We start from the raw sequence: 17,306 nt of genomic DNA on the forward strand, positions 1-17,306 counted from the left end.
ACTTCAAGCGTGACTTCGATCATGGTGACCGGCCATCGCGGCGCGATGGCCCACGCCCCCGAGAACACCGCCCCGAGCCTGGCCCTGGCGCACGAGCACGGAGCGGACGAGATCGAGTTGGACATCAGGCTCAGTTCCGACGGCGTTCCGGTGGTGATCCACGACCGGACCGTGAAGCGGGTGACCGGCGGGCGCCGGGAGGACGAGGTGCTGGACCTCAGCTGGGCCGAGCTGAGCGACATCGAGCTGGACGGCGGTGAACGGCTGCTGCGGTTCGAGCAGGTGCTGGAGCAGACCACGCTGCCGCTGCAGGTCGAGCTCAAGGCCGACGGCGCGGCCGAGGCGGTGGCCGAGGTGCTGAACGCCCGTACGGATGATCAGGACCGGTGCACGGTGACCAGCTTCCAGCGGGACTATCTGATCAAGGTCGCCGAGGTGATGCCCTGGGCACGCCGCGGCTTCATCGTCTTCGGGTACGAGGACGACGCGCTGGCCCAGGCGGTCGAGCTCGGCGTGCAGACCCTCTACACGGGGTGGGAAGGGCTGACCGTGGAGACGGTCGCCCGGATCCACGATCGCGGTCTGCGCGCCGCGGGCTGGCTGCTGGACGAGCCGGCCCGGGCGCGCGTGGCGGTGGAGCTCGGCGTCGACGGTGTCACCGCCGACGACCCGCAAGCTGCCCGGCGCTGGCTGGAGCAGGCGGCGGAGGAGTCGGCCGCGTAGCCCGGGTCGCCCTGTGCTCGGCGATCACGACGGCGACGGCCGCGGCGACGAAGACGAGCTGGAACAGGGTCCGCGGCACGGGCTGGCTCAGCGGGTCGGTGGCGATGCCGGCGAACGCTGCGTACAGATTGGCCGGGAACATCACGACCAGCAGGACAGCCAGGCCACCGGCGGCCAGCGGAGCGGTGCGCCGGACCAGCAGCCCGGCCGCTCCTGCCAGTTCGAGCACCCCGGTGATCGTGATCAAGAGCGCCGGTTCGGGCAGTCCCGGCGGCACGTAGCTGATCAACTCCTCGCGCATCCCGACGAAGTGGGAGACGCCGGTCAGGACGAACATCGCGGCGAGGCCGCCGCGCAGCGGGACCGGCCAGCGGCGGAGGGGCCGGACGCCGGCCCGGCCGAGGAGGAGCAGGATCGCCGTGACGGCGACGAGGGCGATGAACGGTTCCATGTCAGGCTCCTAGGTCCGGGGGTTGATCTTGGTGGCGCCGACGGAGAGGCGTTGCCGGGCGACGTCGCCGCGGCGCTCGACCGGCACCAGGCTGGTGGCCCGGGCCAGGCCGAGTTCCGGCGTGTGGCTGTAGACCGACTCGGCCCGCTCGACCAGGTACGTCTCGTGCCAGACCCCGACGGCCCCGGGCGCCTTGCGGGCCAAGCGATTGAACGCGGTCCAGGCCGGCCGGTGCCGCGCATCGGCCGCCGTCGCGTAGGCGTACAGCTTCTCCACCGAATCCCAGTACTGGATCAGGGTCGGGTGGATGCCTTCCAGGGTCAGCCGGTAGCCGAGCAGCCCTGAGTCCGGATCACTGGACAGTTCGCGCAGCATGCCCGGCATCGCCCGGAACACCGGCAGCCAGAGGTCGGGCCGCCACGGCTTGTTGATCGTCATGCCGATCAGGAACACCACCAGTTCGCCGTCGTACGCGTGCGTCGCCCGACCGAGGACGGCCTGCTCCCTTCTGAACCGTGCCATGGCCGGCTCCTTTCGCTAGTATTGGATACTGATGCTCTCCAATATTAGAGAGTGTGACTATCCAATGCAAGAGGTCTGCCATGAAGATGTCCGAGCTGAGCCGGTCCAGCGGGATCCCGGTCGCGACGATCAAGTACTACCTGCGGGAGGGCCTGCTGCACGAGGGCGAGCGAACGTCGGCGACGCAGGCTCAGTACGACGCGTCGCATCTGGCCCGGCTCGGGCTGGTCCGGGCGCTGCTCGGCGCCGGCGGGCTGAGCATCGCGGCCGCGAAGAACGTCCTGGCCGAGATCGATCATCCTCCGGATTCGCTGCACCGGCTGCTCGGCACGCTGTGTGAGCAGTTGGCCCCGGACGCCGAGGAGGACCTCGACCTGACCGAGGCGCGCGAGTTGATCACCCGGCTCGGTTGGTGGCACGAGCCGGAGGAGGATGATCAACTACGACCGTTGGCCGCCGCGCTCGCGGCGATCCGCTCGGCCGGCTTCGAGCTGTCCGACCGTGAGGTGATCAACTACGCGCGGACGATGCGCAGGACGGCCGAGGGCGAGGTGGCGCGGGTGCCCACCGAATCGCGCGAGGCGGCCGTCCGCTACGTGACGCTCGGGGTGGTCCTGGTCGAGCCGCTGCTGCTGGCCCTGCGCCGGCTCGCCCACATCGATGCGTCGGCGAGCCGGTTCGGCGACAAGGCCTAGGCCGCGCCCCGAACAGCACGCGCCCTGAGCCTGTCGAAGGGCAGGGTCCGATCCGGCCGGCACCGCGACAGGCGCAGGGTGCGTCGGGCGTCAGCCCTGGAGGCCGGGGTCGGGCTGGTTGCTCGCCGGGATGATCCGGGCGGACAGGTCGGGCTGGAACGGCTCGGCGTCGAACGGGTACATCGGCCGGGTGATCCGCCGGTGCCCGAGCCGGATCAGATCCTGGTCGACCCCGCCCGGGGTCAGTGCGAGCATCCAGTCCTCGGCCATCGCGAACAGCTCCGGTTCCAGGTAGCCGATCTTGACGATGATCAGATCAGTGGCCCGGGGGTCGATCCCGTTCCGGGTGAAGTCGGCCTCGCGGTGGTACGGCTTGCGGCGCTCCGTGATGATCACGTCCAGCCCGCCGGCGCGGACCACCACCTCGGTGATCGCGTCCGGATCGCCCTCGGCGATGTGGCGCACCACGCCGGTCAGTTCGGCCGGTCCGGCCGGACCGGCGTCCACCCTCGCGCCGACCTGGACGGTCACCGTGGCGCCGACACCGGCCTCGACGCACTGCTGGACGGCCTCGGCGTCCGGGATCGAGGCGTACGCGGCGGTCAGCCGGCCGTCCGCGAGCTCCGGCCGCCGCAGTAGTTGATCAAGGGTCCAGCTGACGTCGCCGGCACCGCCGGCAGTCGGGTTGTCGCCCGAGTCGGAGATGAAGTACGGCCGCCGATCGCTCGCCACCGCCGCGTCGAGACACGTCTCCAGGTCGGCCGCCGGGGCGACGAACGCGAACTCCTCGTGCCGGGCCCAGATCTCGGCGGCCAGGCGTTCCGCCTCGGACGTGATCACGGCCTCGTCGTCGCCGGTGACCATGACGACGCAGCAGTTGCGCGGCTCGTCGGCCCAGGCGTAGCCGATCCAGATCGCGGCGTCCAGCACACCGGCCAGCGCCTCGATCTCCGGGACGCGGGCGTACAGACCCTTGGCCGGCTCGATCCGGGTGCTGGTCTTCTCGCCCGGCAGCAGGATCGGTACCGGGATCCAGGCCTTCAGTGGCCGCCGCTGTTCGGGCGGCAGGGCGAGCCGCGCGAGCAGGTTGCGCACGGCGCGTTCCTTGGTGTCCAGCGCGTCCTCGTGCGGCGCCATCCGGTAGCAGGTGAGCAGATCCAACGTGTGCGCCAGTCGACGGGACACGTTGCCGTGCAGGTCCATCCCGGTACTGATCACGACGTCCGGCCCGACCACCTCGCGGACCGCGACCGCAAGATCGCCTTCGGCATCGTCCATCCCGACCACGCTCATCGCGCCGTGGATGTCGAACACCATGCCGTCCAGCGGACCCGCGGCCCGCAGTCCGGCGAGGATCTCCTCCTTGAGCTGCTGGTAGTCCTGGGCCGGCACCGGCCCGCCCGGGATCGACCGCCCCTGCAGGATCGGCACCCACTCGGCTGCCTCGGCGAGGCTGCCGCCGGGTGACCAGAACGGCCGGGTCGCCAGGATCTCCGCGCCGCGCTTCGGCCGGAAGCTCGCGACCGTCGTCCGGGCCGGCGAGAACGTCGACGACTCCACGGACAGTCCGGCGATGGCGATGCGGGGCAGGCGGCGGGGTGAATCGGTCATCTGGCACTCCTGACGGCTCGACGGCGGGGTGGTCTCATGATTTCATCAGACCTTTCACCGCCCCTCGGCCGGTCGGCGAGGCCCGCGTAGGATCGCGTCGGTGGCGGACTTCACCGGGTTCACGACCGAGGCGCTCGACTTCTACGACGACCTCGAACTGGACAACACCAAGGCGTACTGGACGCGGCACAAGGCGGTCTACGACGACCACGTGCGCGCGCCCATGGTGGCGCTGATGGCCCTGCTGGAGCAGGAGTTCGGGCCCGCGAAGATCTTCCGCCCCTACCGTGATGTACGGTTCGCGGCGGACAAGACGCCGTACAAGACCCATCAGGGTGCCTTCGTTGCGGTCGGCGAGGCCACTGGCTGGTACGCCGACCTGAGCGCCGCCGGGGTCCGGGTCGGTGCCGGGTTCTACCACGCCGATGCCGAGCGGCTGGCCCGCTATCGCCGGGCGGTCGCCGAGGAGGTGCACGGCGTGCCGCTGGAACGCCTGCTGGCGAAGCTGCGCAGGGCTCAGTGGGAGATCGGCGGCGACCGGTTGAAGACCTCGCCGCGCGGCTTCACCGGTGATCATCCTCGGATCGACCTGCTCCGGCACCGTTCGCTGGTGATCAGCAAGCAGTACGGGTTCGAGCCGGTCATCCACACTCCCGAGCTGGCGGACCGGATCCGCAAGGACTGGCAGCAGGCCCGCCCGCTGGTCGACTGGGTCCTGGCCAACGCGACCGGCTGATCATGGCGGAACGGGAATACCGGCATGATCGTGAGCATTTAGCTTGGCATTGAATTACTTCACACCAAGCAGATAGAGGTGAGTGGGAAATGTCCGACTACGACGAGGCCTTTCTCTTCCTGGCGCCGGAGGCGACCGAGGTGCAGTGCAAGGTCCTGCGCCACAGCGGCGGAGTGACGGCGCTGGTCTGGGTCCCCGACGCTGCGGCTGCCGCCCGAGTGGCCGCCGAACTGGCCGAGGCCGGCACCCGGCTGTTCGAGCTCTATCGGGGCTTCGACCTCGCGGCGGCGGCGGGCGTGATCGAAGCGGTCGACGGCCGGGCACCGGTCGGCGTGCCGCTCGGGGCACCGCAGGTCAGGCACTCGGTGACGATCTTCGGCGACGAGGGAGCCGACCCGGCCAAGGATCGCCTGGTCCATCACCATGCGGACGGCGGCACCACGACCGTGGTCGGCGCCCCGAACGACGAGGTGGTGGCGGTGGCCCGGCAGGCGGTGGAGGCCGGCGCCGAGTTGATCCAGGTCTGCGGCGGTGAGCCGTTGACCACGGCGGCCGAGGTTGCGGCTGCGGTCGGCGACCGGGTCCCGGTGACCCTGACCAGCTGGCCCTTCGAGTCGATCACCGGTGCGGCGGCGTACAAGGCGGCCTACGACGAGGCGCATCCGGCCTGACCGTGCGGTCAGTCGGCTTCGAGCGGCAGCAGGATCCGTTTCAGGGCTGCGGCCAGGGCGGTCCGCTGTCGCTCGGAGAGCGGTGCCAGCACCTCGGCGTCGACGGCGAGCACGGCGTCCAGGGCGCGGGTGGCCAGCCGCTCACCCTTCCTGGTCAGCCGGACCCGGATCGCCCGCCGGTCGTCCGGGTCGGCGTCGCGCTGGACCAGTCCGGCAGTGACCAGGCGGTCCAGCCGGGCCGTCATCGCGCCCGAGGTGATCAGGGCGGACCGGGCCAGGTCGCGCGGCTGCGTACCGTCGGGGTCGTTCCGTCGGCGTAGCGTGTTGATCACGTCGAAGTCGGGGTACGAGAGCCCGAGGGGCTCCAGTGCGGCGGCCAGGCGTTGCTCGGTCCGCTCGGCCGTACGCAACAGGCGGCCGATCACCTGCAACACCGACACGTCGAGGCCCGGCGCCGCGGACGCCCACTCGGAGACCATGCGGTCGACCTGATCCTCGGCCATCCTTCGAGGGTAGCGGCTGTGCGTACTCTGGAAACTTCAGGGCTCCTGGTCTGGACTTCAAGCGAGCTTGAAGTTCTACTCTCGACCCATGTCGAACCCGACCATGATCAAGAACCAGGGCAGCTGGCGCGAACTGCTCAGCGGCGCGACCGCTCCGGTGGTCGCCGTCCTGGCCGGCGGCGTGCTGATCGAAGCCGCGAACGTGTATCTCACCACGAGCCTGCTGCCGACCATCGTCGACCAGATCGGCGGCATGGAGTTCTACGCGTGGACCATGACCTCCTTCCTGGTCGCCTCGGTGATCATGGCGATGCTGGTCGGCCGGCTGCTCACCACACAGGGTGCGGTGCGGTCCTACCTGCTCGCACTCGGTCTGTTCGCCGCCGGCTCGCTGATCGGTGCGGCCAGCGTCGCGATGCCGATGCTGCTGGTCGGCCGCGCCGTTCAGGGCCTCGGCGGCGGCCTGCTCGCCGGCCTCGGCTACGCACTGATCCAGCGCACGCTCCCGGACCGGCTGTGGAGCCGGGCGGCCGCGCTGGTGTCGGCGATGTGGGGCGTCGGCAACATCGTCGGGCCGGTGGTGGGTGGGCTGTTCGCACAGTTCGGCGCCTGGCGTGCGGCGTTCATCGCCCTGGCGGTGATCTCGCTGGCACTGGCCGGGCTGGTCGTCCGGTCGATGCCGCGGACGGAGCGGTCGCCGGCGGGGGAGCGGGTGCCGGTCGGATCTCTGGTGCTGCTGACCTCCGCGGTCGCCGCGGTGAGCATCGCCAGCATCCTGCCCAGTCTCGCCGGGACGGTGATCGTCGTCCTGATCGCCGCCGGACTCACCGTCTCCTTCCTGATCTGGGACCGCCGTTCGTCGTCCGGCGTGCTGCCCAAGCTGGCCTTCGCCCCGGGCTCGCCGCTGAAGTGGGTCTACCTTGCGGTCGCCGTACTGGCCTTCGGGATCGGCACCGAGGCGTTCCTGCCGCTGTTCGGCCAGGACATCGGCGGGCTCGATCCGCTGGCGGCTGGTCTGCTCGGTGCGGCCCTGTCCTTCGGCTGGTCGCTGACCCAGATGATCAGTGCCGGGGCCCGCGGCCATCGGGTGCGGCTCCTGATCACCGCCGGGCCGCTGCTGCTGGCCGCCGGCCTGCTGGCGTACGGGATGCTGCAGCAGGAACACCCCGGCCTGTCGGTGATCGCGGCCTGGTTCGTCGCGCTGTTCGCAGCCGGCGCCGGCATCGGCCTGGCCTTCCCGCACCTGACGGTCGCCGCGTTGGGCAGCACCACCGAGGAAGTGCAGGGCGCCAAGGCGGCCGCGGCGATCAACACCGTCTTGATCATCGCCAACGCGTTCAGCGCCGCCCTCGCCGGCGTCCTGGTCAATCTCGGCGCCCCCTCCGTGATCAGGTCGGCCCAGTTGCTGATGATCGTCTTCGCGGTGGTCATCGCGCTCGGTGCCCTCCCGGCCCGGCGGGCCGCCGGTCGCGGCTAGCCTTGGGGTGACAGGGGCGGGTCGATCATGGAGGCGGGCCGGATGACCAGGACGTACCGGACGAACGGCATGCAGCGCGTGATCAACGCGGTCTACCGCTGGCTGACCGAACGGGGACTCGGCGCGGACTTCCGGCAGATCCTGACGGTCCGCGGCCGTCGCTCGGGCGAGCTCCGCTCGGTGCCGGTCGATGTGCTCGAGGTCGACGGATCGCGCTGGCTGGTGGCGCCGTACGGGACGGTGAACTGGGTGCACAACGTCCGCGCGGCCGGCGAGGTCACGCTGAGCCGGGCCGGCACGGAAGCCGCTTGGTTTGCTGAGGAGGTCACCGGGCCGGCCACCGTCGCCGTCCTCCGGGCCTACCTGGCGGCGGTACCGGTGACCCGGCCGTACTTCGACGTCACGGCGGAGTCCAGCGATGCCGAGTTCGCCGCGCAGGCGGCCCGCCATCCGGTGTTCCGGCTGCGCCCGGCCTCCTGATCACCGGGCCGCGGCGCGGTGCCGATCCACCTCGTCCCGGACCGCCGGAGCGATCTCGGCGCCGAAGTACGTGATCAACGGGGCCGAGGTGGCCGGCAGCAGGAAGGTGCTGATGCCCTCGGTGACCGCCAGCCGGACCAGTTGGCCGGCCCAGCCGGCGGGCGGACCGACCGGGAACACACCAGGCTGAAGGTTGTACAGCCGGCGGATCGCGGCCGGGTCCCGGCCGTGCTCGACCGCCGCGGCGTCGATGATCCGCCGGCGACCGGCCAGTTCGGGCGGCGGGACTCGGGTGGCACTGGGCAGCCAGCCGTCGCCGTACCGACCGATCAGGCGCAGCATCCGGGGCCCGAGGGCACCGACCCAGAGCTCGATCGGATGACTGGGCCGCGGGCCCGGCTCGGCGGCCGGAAGCCGGTAGTGCTCGCCCTCCAGCCGGACCACGACCCGGCCGTCGAGCAGGGCCCGAATCATGATCATCGCCTCGGTCAGTGCCGCGACCGCCTGCGCCGGAGTCCGGTCCGGTCCGCCCTCGGCCACCACCGCCGACCGGTAGCCGCCGGTGCCGAGGGCCAGCGCGGCCCGGCCGCCGCTGACCCGGTCCAGGCTGCCGATCGTCCGGGCCAGCAGGGCCGGCGGGCGGAGCGCGAGATTGGCCACGTTGGGGAACACCTGGATGCGTTCGGTCCGGGCCGCGATCGCGGTCAGCACCGTCATCGCCTCCAGGGCCGCCGGGCGGTACGGATGGTCGGGAACACTGACCAGGTCGAGACCGCTGCGCTCGGCCAGGTCGGCCTGGGTGAGCGCCCGGCCCGGCTGGTCGGCGGCCGCGTCGAGGATCAGGCCGAACCGCAGCTCCTGGCCGTAGTCGGTCATCGCGGCTCCCGCTCGACGGTCAGCGCGGTGATCAGGGCCAGGCCCAGCGCCGCCGCGGAGACAACGAAGGCGACCGAGTAGCCGGCTGCGGTCGGACCGTCATCGTCGCCGAGCGAGGCCATGATCAGCCCGGCCGTCTGCGCGCCGATCGCGCCGCCGATGGTGCGCATGATCGCGTTGATCCCGGTCGACTCGCCGACCCGGTCGCGGCCGACCGCCGAGATCACCAGGTTGGCCATCGCCGAGAAGGCGAACCCGATGCCGACGCCCACCACGCCGGAACCGATCAGCACCGCCGGTGCCCAGGGATGGGCCGCCGCGAGCACGACGAAGCCCGCGCCGGCGACGGCACAGGCGGTGATCAGAATCGCCCGGAAGCCCACCCTGGCGCCGAGCCGGCCGGCCAGCGGTCCCGCGATCACCATGGTGATCGCCATCGGGAGCACGAACAGCCCGGCGCCGGTCGCCGAGGCACCGAAGCCGAAGCCGTGCCCGGAGGGGGTCTGCACCAGTTGCGGGACCAACGTGAACGCTCCGTACATCGAGAAGCCGAAGATCAACGCGCTCAGATCGGCTCCGGCCACCGTACGGCTGCGGAGCAGGGACAGGTCGATCATGGGCTGGCTGACCCGGCGCTGAACGGCCCAGAATGCCACCAGGACAGCGATCGCGACGATCAGCAGGACGAGCGCCGGCACCGGGCCCCAGGTCCGGACCTGGCCGATCCCGAGCAGGAGAGCGACCAGCCCCACGGTCAGCAGCGCGCCGCCGAACAGATCGATCCGGCCCGCTGACCGGCCCGCCGACTCGGGCACCAGCAGGGCGACCGCGATCAGGGCGATGATCACCAGCGCCAGGCACAGCCAGAACACCCAGGGCCAGCCGGCCCGGGCCAGGATCGGACCGGGAACGATCAGTCCGATCCCGAACCCGATCCCGAACACCGCGCTGATGCTGCCGACGGTGACCGGCACCCGCTCCGGCGGTAGTTGATCACGGACGATCCCGAACGCCAGCGGAAAGGTCGCGGCGCCGAGCCCCTGGACGGCCCGGCCGGCGATCGCCGTACCGAAGTTCGGTGCCAGCGCCACCAGCAACGTCCCGACGGCCAGAACGGCGAGGCTGATCATGATCAGCCGTCGCTTGCCGAACTGATCGCCGAGGCGGCCGATCAGGACGGTGCCGACCGACGAGGTGAGCAGGAACGCGCTGAGCACCCAGGCGATCTCGGCCGGACCGACACCGAACGCGCGCCGGAGATCCGGGAGTACGGGCACGACGACGGTCTGCAGCACCGAGAACGCGAAGACCGCGATCAGCAGGGCCGCGACCACCCCGGCACCGGATCGCCGAGGCCCGGCGATCAGCTGTGCAGCGGTAGATGATGTCATGATGTAACTATTACATGGCGATGCAACTCCGAGGAATCGGGCTAGGATCGTGCGGTGCCCGAGATCTCGCAGCGGCCGCCGAGCCTGCTCGCACTGCCGTCCTACCTGGCCGGCCATGTGGCGAGGATCGGGCGTCGCGGGCTGGAGGAGGCGTTGCGGCAGCACGGCCTGCGGCCGCCGCATTTCGCGGTGCTGACCGCCCTGGTCGACCTGGGCCCCCTCGCGCAGTACGAACTGGCCGATCGGCTCGGCTTCAATCGCAGTCATCTGGTCGGCTACCTCGATGTCCTGGAGCAGCAGGCCCTGGTGCAGCGGGAGCGTGATGCCGAGGACCGGCGCCGGCACCGGGTGGCGCCGACGCGGGCCGGGCGGGCGCTCCAGGCGCGCCTCTATCGGGTGGCGGAGGAGGCGCAGGAGGACGCTCTCGGTGTCCTGTCGCCGTCCGAACGGCGCCAGCTCACGACACTCCTGCGTCGAGTGGTGGACGCCCGCGACGATTAGTAGTTGCGGAGACTACTACCCATCGTCTAGGCTCGGCGTACGTGATCGAACGTCTCGCCGAGCTCGGCTTCTCCAGCCAGGAGGCTCGGGTCTATCTCGCGCTGCTGCAACATCCGTCGGCCACCGGCTACGAGGTGGCCAAGATCGCCGGCCTGCAGCGGGCCAACGTCTACCAGGTGCTCTCCGGGCTGACCGACCGCGGCGTCGTCGACCGGGTCAGCGACGGCACCCCGGCGCGCTTCGTCGCCCATCCGCCGGCGGCCGTCCTCGGCCGGATCAAGCGGCAGACCGCGGAACGTGCGGACAGCCTGATCGCCGATCTCGCCACGCTCGCCGCGCCGCGCGACCAGGCCGGGTTCTTCAGCCTGCGTGATCGCGAGTCGGTGATCGACCGGGCGGCGTCGCTGGTCGCCGAGGCCCGGACCCGGGTCGCGGTCTGCGCCTGGGCGGATGATCTTGAATGGCTGGCCCCGGGCCTGCGGGCGGCCGCGCAGTCGGGTCGCCAGGTGGTGATCAACGTCTTCGGCGAGACCGAGATCGACGGGGCCGACGTCTACCGGCACGAGGCGCCGTCCCGGACGGTCGGCGGCCAGTTGCTGATGATGGCCGTCGACTTCGGTACGGCCCTCGTCGCCTCACTCGACGAACCGGTCGGCGCCGTCGTCACCGAGCATCCGGCCCTGGTCGGCCTGGTCGAGAAGGTGATCCGGGACGAGGCCTATCTGGCCGCGATCTATCAGCGGTTCGGTGATCAACTCGAGGCCGAGTTCGGCACCCATCTGTTCCGGCTGCGGACCCGGCTGTTGCCGCCGGACCGGGCCGAGGAACTGTTCTCGATCGTCGGGTTCGGTGCGGACGACACCGTCTCGGAAATCCTTTCGGCTGAGGAGGAACAAGGATGAGCGCAACCATCATCGTGGACGCCCTGTGGGGCGACTCGGGCAAGGGCAAGCTGTGTGCGCAACTGGCGATCAAGCACGACGCCGAGCTCGCGGTCCGGGCCGGGGTCGGCACCAACGCCGGCGCCAGCGTCACCACCGACGACGGCCGGTTGATCAAGGCCCGGCAGCTGCCCACCGGCTGGTTGAACCCGCGGACCAGGGTCGCGGTCGGTTCCGGGGTGCTCGTCGATCCCCAGGTCTTCGCCGACGAGCTCGGCCGGTTCGGGCTGTCCGACCGGGCGATGGTCGACCGCCGCTGCGCGGTGATCACGCCGGAACACATCGCCGCCGAGCGGGCTGATGCCCACCTGGCCGACACGGTCGGGTCCACCTGCACCGGCAACGGAGCGGCCCGCGCCGACTTCGTGCTGCGCCGGGCCCGGCAGGCCGGTGATCATCCGGAGTTGCGGTCCTACTCGGGCGATGTCGCGGTCGAGGTCAACCGGGTCGCCGCGAGCGACGGCTTGGTGATCATCGAAGGCTCGCAGGGCACGCTGCTCTCGCTGGCGCTGACCGACGACTACCCGTGCGCCACGTCCGACAACTGCACGGCCGTGGCCGCGATGGACGACGTCGGCCTGAACTGGCGCCTGGTCACCGACGTGATCATGGTGGTCAAGGCCCTCCCGTCGCGGGTCGGCTCCGGCCCGCTGCCGTACGAGATCAGTGCGGCGGAGGCCGACCGGCGGGGGATCGCCGAGCACGGCGTCGTCACCGGCCGGCCGCGGCGCAAGGCCGACCGGCTGGATCCCGACCTGCTCGCGTACGCGGCGATGCTGAACGGTCCGACCGCGATCGCGCTCACGTTCGTCGACCATGTCGACCCGGAGATGCGCGGCGTTCGCGACCGGGACCGGATCACGGCGCCGGTCCGCGAGCTGATCCAGCAGGTGGAGCAGGCCACCGGCGCGCCGGTCACGTCCCTGGACACCGGGCCCCGGCTCGGCGACCTGATCGAACTCGCCGCCTGAGTCCGCTGCCGGGTCCGGGTCCGAGTTCTGAGGTTTGTCGACCGGACCGGCCCGGACCTGGCAGGATCGCAGGGTGCAAGCGATTTTGGTCACCGAGCGGCTGGCCTTGACGCCGATCACGAGAGGTGACATCGACCGTCTGACCGAGTTGGACTCGGATCCGGAAGTGATGCGGTTCATCGACCGGCATCCCACGCCCCGCAAGGCGATGGCGGCCCAGGTCGAGGCGATCATCGCCGAATACGCGCGAACCCCGGGTTTCGGCCAGTGGATCGCGCTCAGCCGTGAGGCGGAGGAGTTCCTCGGCTGGTTCGCGCTGCGGCGCACCGCCGAGCCCGGCCATGCGACGCTCGGCTACCGGCTGCGCCGGGTGGCCTGGGGCCTCGGGCTGGCCTCGGAGGGCGGCCGGGCCCTGGTCGACTACGGCTTCCGGGAGCACGACCTGGACCGGATCACGGCCGACACGATGGCGGTCAACGAACGGTCCCGCCGGGTGATGACCGCGGTCGGGATGAGCTACCTGCGCACGTACCACGAGGAGTTCGTGGACCCCCTGCCCGGCACCGACCAGGGTGAGGTCGAGTACGAGATCACCCGCACCGCGTGGCTGCTCCGCCGGACCCCGAGCCGGTGACCGGAGCCGCGCCGCAGCTCCGCCTTGTTGATCTTGGTACGGGCTCGCCCGCTGCCGTGGCCGTGGACGCGCTGATCGACGAACTCGAGCAACGCCGCTGGGTCGAGCTGACGACCGAGTGGCAGCTGGAGTCCCGGGTGCTCGGCGCGTTCGACGAGGACGGTACGGCGGTCGGCCTGCTCCGGTACGTGATCCAGCCGATCGGTCCGGACCAGGGCTGCCAGCAGTCGATCATCGACGGAGAGGCCCTGACCGAGGCCAAGATCCTGGCGTTCGGCACCCGGCCGGACCGGCGCCGGCAGGGGATCGGGTCCGCCCTGCAGCGGCGTGCGATCGCCGACGCCGCGGCGGCCGGCTGTTGGCAGGTCCGGTCGCACAGCGCCGGCGGGTACCGGGCCAATCACCGGCTCAAGTTCCGGCTCGGCTTCGCCTTCCACCCCGAGGTCCGTGGCGGCGACGACCGCGGCGGCTACTTCATCCTGCCGCTGCGGGCCCGGCCGGCCGGAGCATGATCACGACTTCGTAGGCTGTCCGGATGACCGAGGACTTCCTGGACGAACTGGCCCGGCGGCTCGCGGAGCTGCCCGGGGTGACCGCGGTGGCCCTCGGCGGCTCCCGGGCTCAAGATCAACATCAGCCGGACGCCGACTACGATCTCGGGCTCTACTACCGAGGGGGTTTCGACCCGCAGGACCTGCGCGACTGCGGCTGGCCCGGTGAGGTGTCGGAACTGGGCGGCTGGGGCGGCGGCGTCTTCAACGGCGGCGGCTGGCTCACCGTGGCCGGGCGCCGGGTCGATGTGCACTACCGTGATCTCGACCGGATCGACACGATCATGGCCGAGGCGGAGCAGGGCCGGTTCGTCATCGAGCCGCTGATGTTCCACCTGGCCGGCATCCCGGACTACCTGCTGCTGGCCGAGCTGGCGATCAACCGCACCCTGGTCGGCGAACTGCCGCGGCCCGGCTATCCCGCGGAACTGCGCCGGTCGGCACCGGCGGTCTGGTGGGGCCGGGCCGAGGCGATCTTCGGCTATGCCCTCGACGGCGCCGCCCGCCGGGGCAGAGCCCTGCTGGCCGTCGGGCTGGCAGCGCAGGCGGTCACCAACGCCGCCCATGCGGTCGCCGCCGCGCACGGGCGCTGGGTGACCAACGAGAAGCGGCTGCTGACGATCGCCGGGCTGACCGACTGCGACCGCCTGATCACCGAGGCCGCAGCCGATCCGGACTCGTTGGCCGACCTGGTCGTCCGGCTCCGGGACCGGTGCGCCGCCGAGCTTCCGGACGGCCTCGCGAACCGGTGAGGTTCGAGGAGCTGTTCGACCGGAACGCGCCGCTGATCATGGAGCAGCGGCATCAGCGCGAGACGGCGCCGGTCGAGGGCGGACGCTGGCCGGTGAGCGCCGTGATCATGATCGACGGCGAGCTGGGCGGCCGGCTGGCCGCGCTCACGGCGGAACTGGCCGAGCTGGCCGGGCCCGGGCACTTCCACACCGGGTCGGCCGGGTCGGCGCACCTGACCGTGCGGGCCCTGGAGCGCTACCGGGCGGTCATCCCCGACGACGATCCCGCGGTCGCCCGCTACCGCCGGGCGCTGCGCCGGGCTGCCGTCCGTTCAGAGTCCTTCGCGGTGTCGCTGGTCGGCTTGTCGGTCACGCCACTGGCCGTGGTGGCCCGGGTCGAGGCCGGTGCCGCTGAGGTCACCGAGCTGTCCGCCCGGTACGCCGACGAGCTCGGTCCCGACGCGTGGCTGGAGCGTGACCACGTCGCCCGTACGTTCCGGCACGTGACGCTGCTGCACTTCGGCGCCGACCTGGCCCGGCCGCGGGCGCTGCTGGACTGGGTCGCCGACCGGCGGTCGCTCCGCCTCGGCTCGGCGACGGTCACGGAGATCGAGCTGATCCGCGCGCGGCACCGGCTGCTGCCGTACGGGCAGCTGATGGAGCTGTCGCCGGTGACCCCGCCGGTCCCGCTGGGTCCTTGACCTTCCCGGTTCCGCAATCAGATCGCGGCGGCCTTGCGGAGCAGCGGCTGGGAGGCCAGGACGGCCACCATGACCAGCGTCACCGAGAGGACCAGGCCGCCACCGAACAGCAGTGGGCCGGCCAGGCTGGCGCCGATCAACATGATCCCGAACGGCGCGACGATCACCAGCGAGCAGCAGACCGCGATGGCCAGCGAGGCAGCCAGCGGCAGCCAGGTCTCGCGCAGCCGTGCCGAGGACAGCACCTCAATCGGGGTGCCGGCGAGCCGCAGCATCCGGTATTGATCACGATGGTCGAGCACCTTGGCGGCCTGGTTGACGCCGCTGGAGACCGCCGCCAGCAGGGCGGCGATGATCACCGTGACCAGCGCTCCGGTCAGCAGGTCCTGCGGCAGGTACGCCAGCGACGGCTCCTCGGACGCGTCGACGCCGGCCGCCATCCCCGGCGCGATGCTCAGCAGTCCCGCGACGAACGTCGCCAGCGTCACCCCGGCCACCGAGCGCCAGGCGCTCTTCGGGTCGTCCACCAGTCGGCGCGCCGCCAGCAGGGCCGGCACGTTCTTGGCCCCGTTGGCCGCGATCCGGCCGATCAGGCCGAGCACGAACGGACCGACCAGGTTGACCACGGCGAAACAGATGATCAGGAACGTGATCATCACCGGGATCGCCAGGTCGCCGCCGACGACCCGGGTGATCACCAGCCAGCCGATGAAGGCCAGCACGAAGAACACGGCTCGGATCAGCGAGAGCTTCTTCGGGCTGACCCGGCGGGCGACGCCCAGCGGGCTGATCACGACCGCGGCCAGGCTGAAGGTTGCCGAGGCGATCGCCAGGATGATGATCGCGAGCAGGGTCAGACCCAGCACGGCCGGGCCGACCCACAACTCGGCCAGCCGGAACGGCCGGCCCTGGAAGTGCAGCAGGGCGACCCCTGGCATCGCGATCAGGTAGAGCACCGCACCCGCGAGAGCGCCGACCGCGGCCTGCACGGTGGCGTCGATCACCGCGATCGCGCCGACCTGACCGCTGGTCGCACCGGCCAGCCGAAGCGCGGCGAACCTCTCGTTGCGGCGGGAGATCGACAGCCGGGCCGCCGCTCCGCCGAGCGTGATCACCGGGATGATCAGAATGGCGGTCGCGACCTGGGCGCAGGTCACGTAGATCGCGCTGTCCGGCCGGTTCATGAACGCGCCCAGGCCGCCGAGCACGGTGAGGACGGCGGCGGTCGTCGCGGCGAAGGCGATCACCGCGAGCGCGGTGATCAGGCGTTGGGACTCCTGGCGGCGGGCCAGCCGCCACCAGAGCTTGGCGGCGATCATCAGTGGGCCCCTCCGTAGTTCGCGGCCGGTGCGGGCGGCAGCTGCTGCGGCATCGGCGGCATTGGCTGCGGTGGCACCTGCTGCTGCGCCGCTGGCGGCGCGACCTCCGCCGTGACGTCCCGGCCGTCGCGCATGATCACCGTACGCTGGCAGGACTGGGCCACGAACTGATCATGAGTGACGACGACCAGGGCGGCACCGGCGTGGGCGCTGGCCTCGACGAGGATCTGCATCACCTGCTGGCCGGTCGCCTGATCCAAGGCGCCGGTCGGCTCGTCGGCGAACACCACGCTCGGCTTCGTGATCAGGGCGCGGGCGATGGCGACCCGCTGCGCCTGGCCACCGGACAGCTCACCCGGACGCCGGTTCTCCATCCCGGCCAGCCCGAGCCGGGCCAGCCACTCCCGGGCCGCGCCGATCGCCGTCCTGGCCGGCTGACCGTCGAGCATCAGCGGGAGGGCCACGTTCTCGCTGGCCGGCAGCTCGGCCAGCAGTTGGCCGGACTGGAACAGGAACCCGAAGTCGCTCCGGCGCAGCGCGGTCCGCTGCCGGTCCGACATCGCGGACAGCGCCTGATCGCGGAAGGTCACGGTGCCGCTGGTCGGCCGGACGATCCCGGCCAGGCAGTGCAGCAGGGTCGTCTTGCCGGATCCGGACGGTCCCATGATCGCCAGCGATCCGGGCCAGATGTCAAGATCGACTCCGGCCAGCGCGTGGGTGGCCGAACCGCCACTGCCGTACGTCATGACGAGGTTGCGCGCAGAAATGAGCATGCCGCCGAGTGTTCCGTCGGCCGGCCTGGCCGGCCATCGGGCTCCGGT

General features: G+C 71.4%; 21 protein-coding genes. 13 read left to right on the top strand and 8 right to left on the bottom strand.

What is annotated here, in order from left to right; all coding sequences use genetic code 11:
- The first annotated feature begins 9 nt into the window (after positions 1–9).
- Positions 10–723 (top strand): glycerophosphodiester phosphodiesterase, encoded by a 714-nt coding sequence (locus tag AC6CCG_RS24320; RefSeq protein WP_496657316.1) that lies wholly within the window; start codon positions 10–12, stop codon positions 721–723.
- Here AC6CCG_RS24320 and AC6CCG_RS24325 read toward each other — a convergent pair.
- The gene (locus AC6CCG_RS24325) at positions 656–1,174 is read right to left on the bottom strand and encodes a DoxX family protein (RefSeq protein WP_496657317.1); all 519 of its coding nucleotides are present in this window, start codon (positions 1,172–1,174) and stop codon (positions 656–658) included. The two genes, AC6CCG_RS24320 and AC6CCG_RS24325, sit on opposite strands and share 68 nt — an antisense overlap.
- 9 nt (positions 1,175–1,183) lie before the next feature.
- Positions 1,184–1,696 carry a DUF4188 domain-containing protein gene (locus AC6CCG_RS24330; protein WP_496657318.1) on the bottom strand — a complete coding sequence of 171 codons (513 nt, stop codon included), beginning with the start codon at positions 1,694–1,696 and terminating at the stop codon, positions 1,184–1,186.
- 80 nt (positions 1,697–1,776) lie between these two features.
- Between AC6CCG_RS24330 and AC6CCG_RS24335 the strand changes: the two genes are divergently transcribed.
- Complete coding sequence (locus tag AC6CCG_RS24335; protein ID WP_496657319.1) at positions 1,777–2,391, top strand: MerR family transcriptional regulator; 615 nt, start codon at positions 1,777–1,779, stop codon at positions 2,389–2,391.
- 90 nt (positions 2,392–2,481) lie between these two features.
- Here AC6CCG_RS24335 and AC6CCG_RS24340 read toward each other — a convergent pair whose 3' ends face one another.
- On the bottom strand, positions 2,482–4,002 hold the full coding sequence (locus tag AC6CCG_RS24340; RefSeq protein ID WP_496657320.1) for a M81 family metallopeptidase: 1,521 nt from the start codon (positions 4,000–4,002) through the stop codon (positions 2,482–2,484).
- A gap of 100 nt (positions 4,003–4,102) precedes the next feature.
- On the opposite strand from AC6CCG_RS24340, the gene AC6CCG_RS24345 reads away from it, so the two are divergent.
- Together AC6CCG_RS24345 and AC6CCG_RS24350 are read left to right on the top strand one after the other, a co-directional pair.
- A complete protein-coding gene (locus AC6CCG_RS24345) occupies positions 4,103–4,738 on the top strand; it encodes a DUF2461 domain-containing protein (protein WP_496657321.1) in 636 nt (211 codons plus the stop codon).
- Between the two features lie 89 nt (positions 4,739–4,827).
- Complete coding sequence (locus AC6CCG_RS24350) at positions 4,828–5,409, top strand: DUF6506 family protein (protein WP_496657322.1); 582 nt, start codon at positions 4,828–4,830, stop codon at positions 5,407–5,409.
- Positions 5,410–5,417: 8 nt separating this feature from the next.
- On the opposite strand, the gene AC6CCG_RS24355 is transcribed toward AC6CCG_RS24350, so the two are convergent.
- Positions 5,418–5,912: a MarR family winged helix-turn-helix transcriptional regulator gene (locus AC6CCG_RS24355; protein WP_496657323.1), complete on the bottom strand. Its 495-nt coding sequence runs from the start codon at positions 5,910–5,912 to the stop codon at positions 5,418–5,420.
- A gap of 88 nt (positions 5,913–6,000) precedes the next feature.
- Between AC6CCG_RS24355 and AC6CCG_RS24360 the strand changes: the two genes are divergently transcribed.
- The gene (locus AC6CCG_RS24360; protein ID WP_496657324.1) at positions 6,001–7,389 is read left to right on the top strand and encodes an MFS transporter; all 1,389 of its coding nucleotides are present in this window, start codon (positions 6,001–6,003) and stop codon (positions 7,387–7,389) included.
- 42 nt (positions 7,390–7,431) lie between these two features.
- A complete protein-coding gene (locus AC6CCG_RS24365; RefSeq protein WP_496657325.1) occupies positions 7,432–7,869 on the top strand; it encodes a nitroreductase family deazaflavin-dependent oxidoreductase in 438 nt (145 codons plus the stop codon).
- On the opposite strand, the gene AC6CCG_RS24370 is transcribed toward AC6CCG_RS24365, so the two are convergent.
- Both AC6CCG_RS24370 and AC6CCG_RS24375 read right to left on the bottom strand, forming a co-directional pair.
- Positions 7,870–8,745 (bottom strand): LLM class flavin-dependent oxidoreductase, encoded by an 876-nt coding sequence (locus AC6CCG_RS24370; RefSeq protein ID WP_496657326.1) that lies wholly within the window; start codon positions 8,743–8,745, stop codon positions 7,870–7,872.
- Positions 8,742–10,136, bottom strand: coding sequence for an MFS transporter (locus AC6CCG_RS24375; RefSeq protein WP_496657327.1), 1,395 nt, complete (start codon positions 10,134–10,136; stop codon positions 8,742–8,744). Before AC6CCG_RS24375 ends, AC6CCG_RS24370 begins: the two co-directional genes overlap by 4 nt.
- A gap of 54 nt (positions 10,137–10,190) precedes the next feature.
- Between AC6CCG_RS24375 and AC6CCG_RS24380 the strand changes: the two genes are divergently transcribed.
- The 7 genes from AC6CCG_RS24380 (at position 10,191) to AC6CCG_RS24410 (ending at position 15,166) form a co-directional block, all read left to right on the top strand.
- Positions 10,191–10,637, top strand: coding sequence for a MarR family winged helix-turn-helix transcriptional regulator (locus AC6CCG_RS24380; RefSeq protein WP_496657328.1), 447 nt, complete (start codon positions 10,191–10,193; stop codon positions 10,635–10,637).
- Between the two features lie 41 nt (positions 10,638–10,678).
- Positions 10,679–11,539 (top strand): TrmB family transcriptional regulator, encoded by an 861-nt coding sequence (locus AC6CCG_RS24385; RefSeq protein WP_496657329.1) that lies wholly within the window; start codon positions 10,679–10,681, stop codon positions 11,537–11,539.
- A complete protein-coding gene (locus AC6CCG_RS24390) occupies positions 11,536–12,549 on the top strand; it encodes an adenylosuccinate synthetase (protein WP_496657330.1) in 1,014 nt (337 codons plus the stop codon). Before AC6CCG_RS24385 ends, AC6CCG_RS24390 begins: the two co-directional genes overlap by 4 nt.
- Positions 12,550–12,622: 73 nt before the next feature.
- The gene (locus AC6CCG_RS24395) at positions 12,623–13,183 is read left to right on the top strand and encodes a GNAT family N-acetyltransferase (RefSeq protein WP_496657331.1); all 561 of its coding nucleotides are present in this window, start codon (positions 12,623–12,625) and stop codon (positions 13,181–13,183) included.
- Positions 13,153–13,695, top strand: a complete 543-nt coding sequence (locus AC6CCG_RS24400) for a GNAT family N-acetyltransferase (protein WP_496657333.1) — start codon at positions 13,153–13,155, stop codon at positions 13,693–13,695. Before AC6CCG_RS24395 ends, AC6CCG_RS24400 begins: the two co-directional genes overlap by 31 nt.
- A gap of 23 nt (positions 13,696–13,718) precedes the next feature.
- Positions 13,719–14,486 carry a nucleotidyltransferase domain-containing protein gene (locus AC6CCG_RS24405; RefSeq protein WP_496657334.1) on the top strand — a complete coding sequence of 256 codons (768 nt, stop codon included), beginning with the start codon at positions 13,719–13,721 and terminating at the stop codon, positions 14,484–14,486.
- Positions 14,483–15,166 carry a hypothetical protein gene (locus tag AC6CCG_RS24410; RefSeq protein ID WP_496657335.1) on the top strand — a complete coding sequence of 228 codons (684 nt, stop codon included), beginning with the start codon at positions 14,483–14,485 and terminating at the stop codon, positions 15,164–15,166. The genes AC6CCG_RS24405 and AC6CCG_RS24410 overlap by 4 nt, the downstream gene beginning before the upstream one ends.
- 17 nt (positions 15,167–15,183) lie before the next feature.
- On the opposite strand, the gene AC6CCG_RS24415 is transcribed toward AC6CCG_RS24410, so the two are convergent.
- Complete coding sequence (locus tag AC6CCG_RS24415; protein WP_496657337.1) at positions 15,184–16,485, bottom strand: hypothetical protein; 1,302 nt, start codon at positions 16,483–16,485, stop codon at positions 15,184–15,186.
- A complete protein-coding gene (locus AC6CCG_RS24420) occupies positions 16,485–17,258 on the bottom strand; it encodes an ABC transporter ATP-binding protein (RefSeq protein WP_496657338.1) in 774 nt (257 codons plus the stop codon). Before AC6CCG_RS24420 ends, AC6CCG_RS24415 begins: the two co-directional genes overlap by 1 nt.
- Positions 17,259–17,306 lie beyond the last annotated feature (48 nt).

The sequence above is a fragment of the Microlunatus sp. YIM B11417 genome (assembly GCF_059617205.1).

What these genes read in the sequence shown, in the direction of transcription:
- AC6CCG_RS24360 (WP_496657324.1), top strand. Translation starts at nt 6,001, where the DNA reads ATGTCGAACCCGACCATGATCAAGAACCAGGGCAGCTGGCGCGAACTG.
- AC6CCG_RS24390 (WP_496657330.1), top strand. Translation starts at nt 11,536, where the DNA reads ATGAGCGCAACCATCATCGTGGACGCCCTGTGGGGCGACTCGGGCAAG.
- AC6CCG_RS24330 (WP_496657318.1), bottom strand. Translation starts at nt 1,696, where the DNA reads ATGGCACGGTTCAGAAGGGAGCAGGCCGTCCTCGGTCGGGCGACGCAC.
- AC6CCG_RS24365 (WP_496657325.1), top strand. Translation starts at nt 7,432, where the DNA reads ATGACCAGGACGTACCGGACGAACGGCATGCAGCGCGTGATCAACGCG.
- AC6CCG_RS24415 (WP_496657337.1), bottom strand. Translation starts at nt 16,485, where the DNA reads ATGATCGCCGCCAAGCTCTGGTGGCGGCTGGCCCGCCGCCAGGAGTCC.
- AC6CCG_RS24370 (WP_496657326.1), bottom strand. Translation starts at nt 8,745, where the DNA reads ATGACCGACTACGGCCAGGAGCTGCGGTTCGGCCTGATCCTCGACGCG.
- AC6CCG_RS24355 (WP_496657323.1), bottom strand. Translation starts at nt 5,912, where the DNA reads ATGGCCGAGGATCAGGTCGACCGCATGGTCTCCGAGTGGGCGTCCGCG.
- AC6CCG_RS24335 (WP_496657319.1), top strand. Translation starts at nt 1,777, where the DNA reads ATGAAGATGTCCGAGCTGAGCCGGTCCAGCGGGATCCCGGTCGCGACG.
- AC6CCG_RS24340 (WP_496657320.1), bottom strand. Translation starts at nt 4,002, where the DNA reads ATGACCGATTCACCCCGCCGCCTGCCCCGCATCGCCATCGCCGGACTG.
- AC6CCG_RS24325 (WP_496657317.1), bottom strand. Translation starts at nt 1,174, where the DNA reads ATGGAACCGTTCATCGCCCTCGTCGCCGTCACGGCGATCCTGCTCCTC.
- AC6CCG_RS24420 (WP_496657338.1), bottom strand. Translation starts at nt 17,258, where the DNA reads ATGCTCATTTCTGCGCGCAACCTCGTCATGACGTACGGCAGTGGCGGT.
- AC6CCG_RS24350 (WP_496657322.1), top strand. Translation starts at nt 4,828, where the DNA reads ATGTCCGACTACGACGAGGCCTTTCTCTTCCTGGCGCCGGAGGCGACC.
- AC6CCG_RS24375 (WP_496657327.1), bottom strand. Translation starts at nt 10,136, where the DNA reads ATGACATCATCTACCGCTGCACAGCTGATCGCCGGGCCTCGGCGATCC.
- AC6CCG_RS24405 (WP_496657334.1), top strand. Translation starts at nt 13,719, where the DNA reads ATGACCGAGGACTTCCTGGACGAACTGGCCCGGCGGCTCGCGGAGCTG.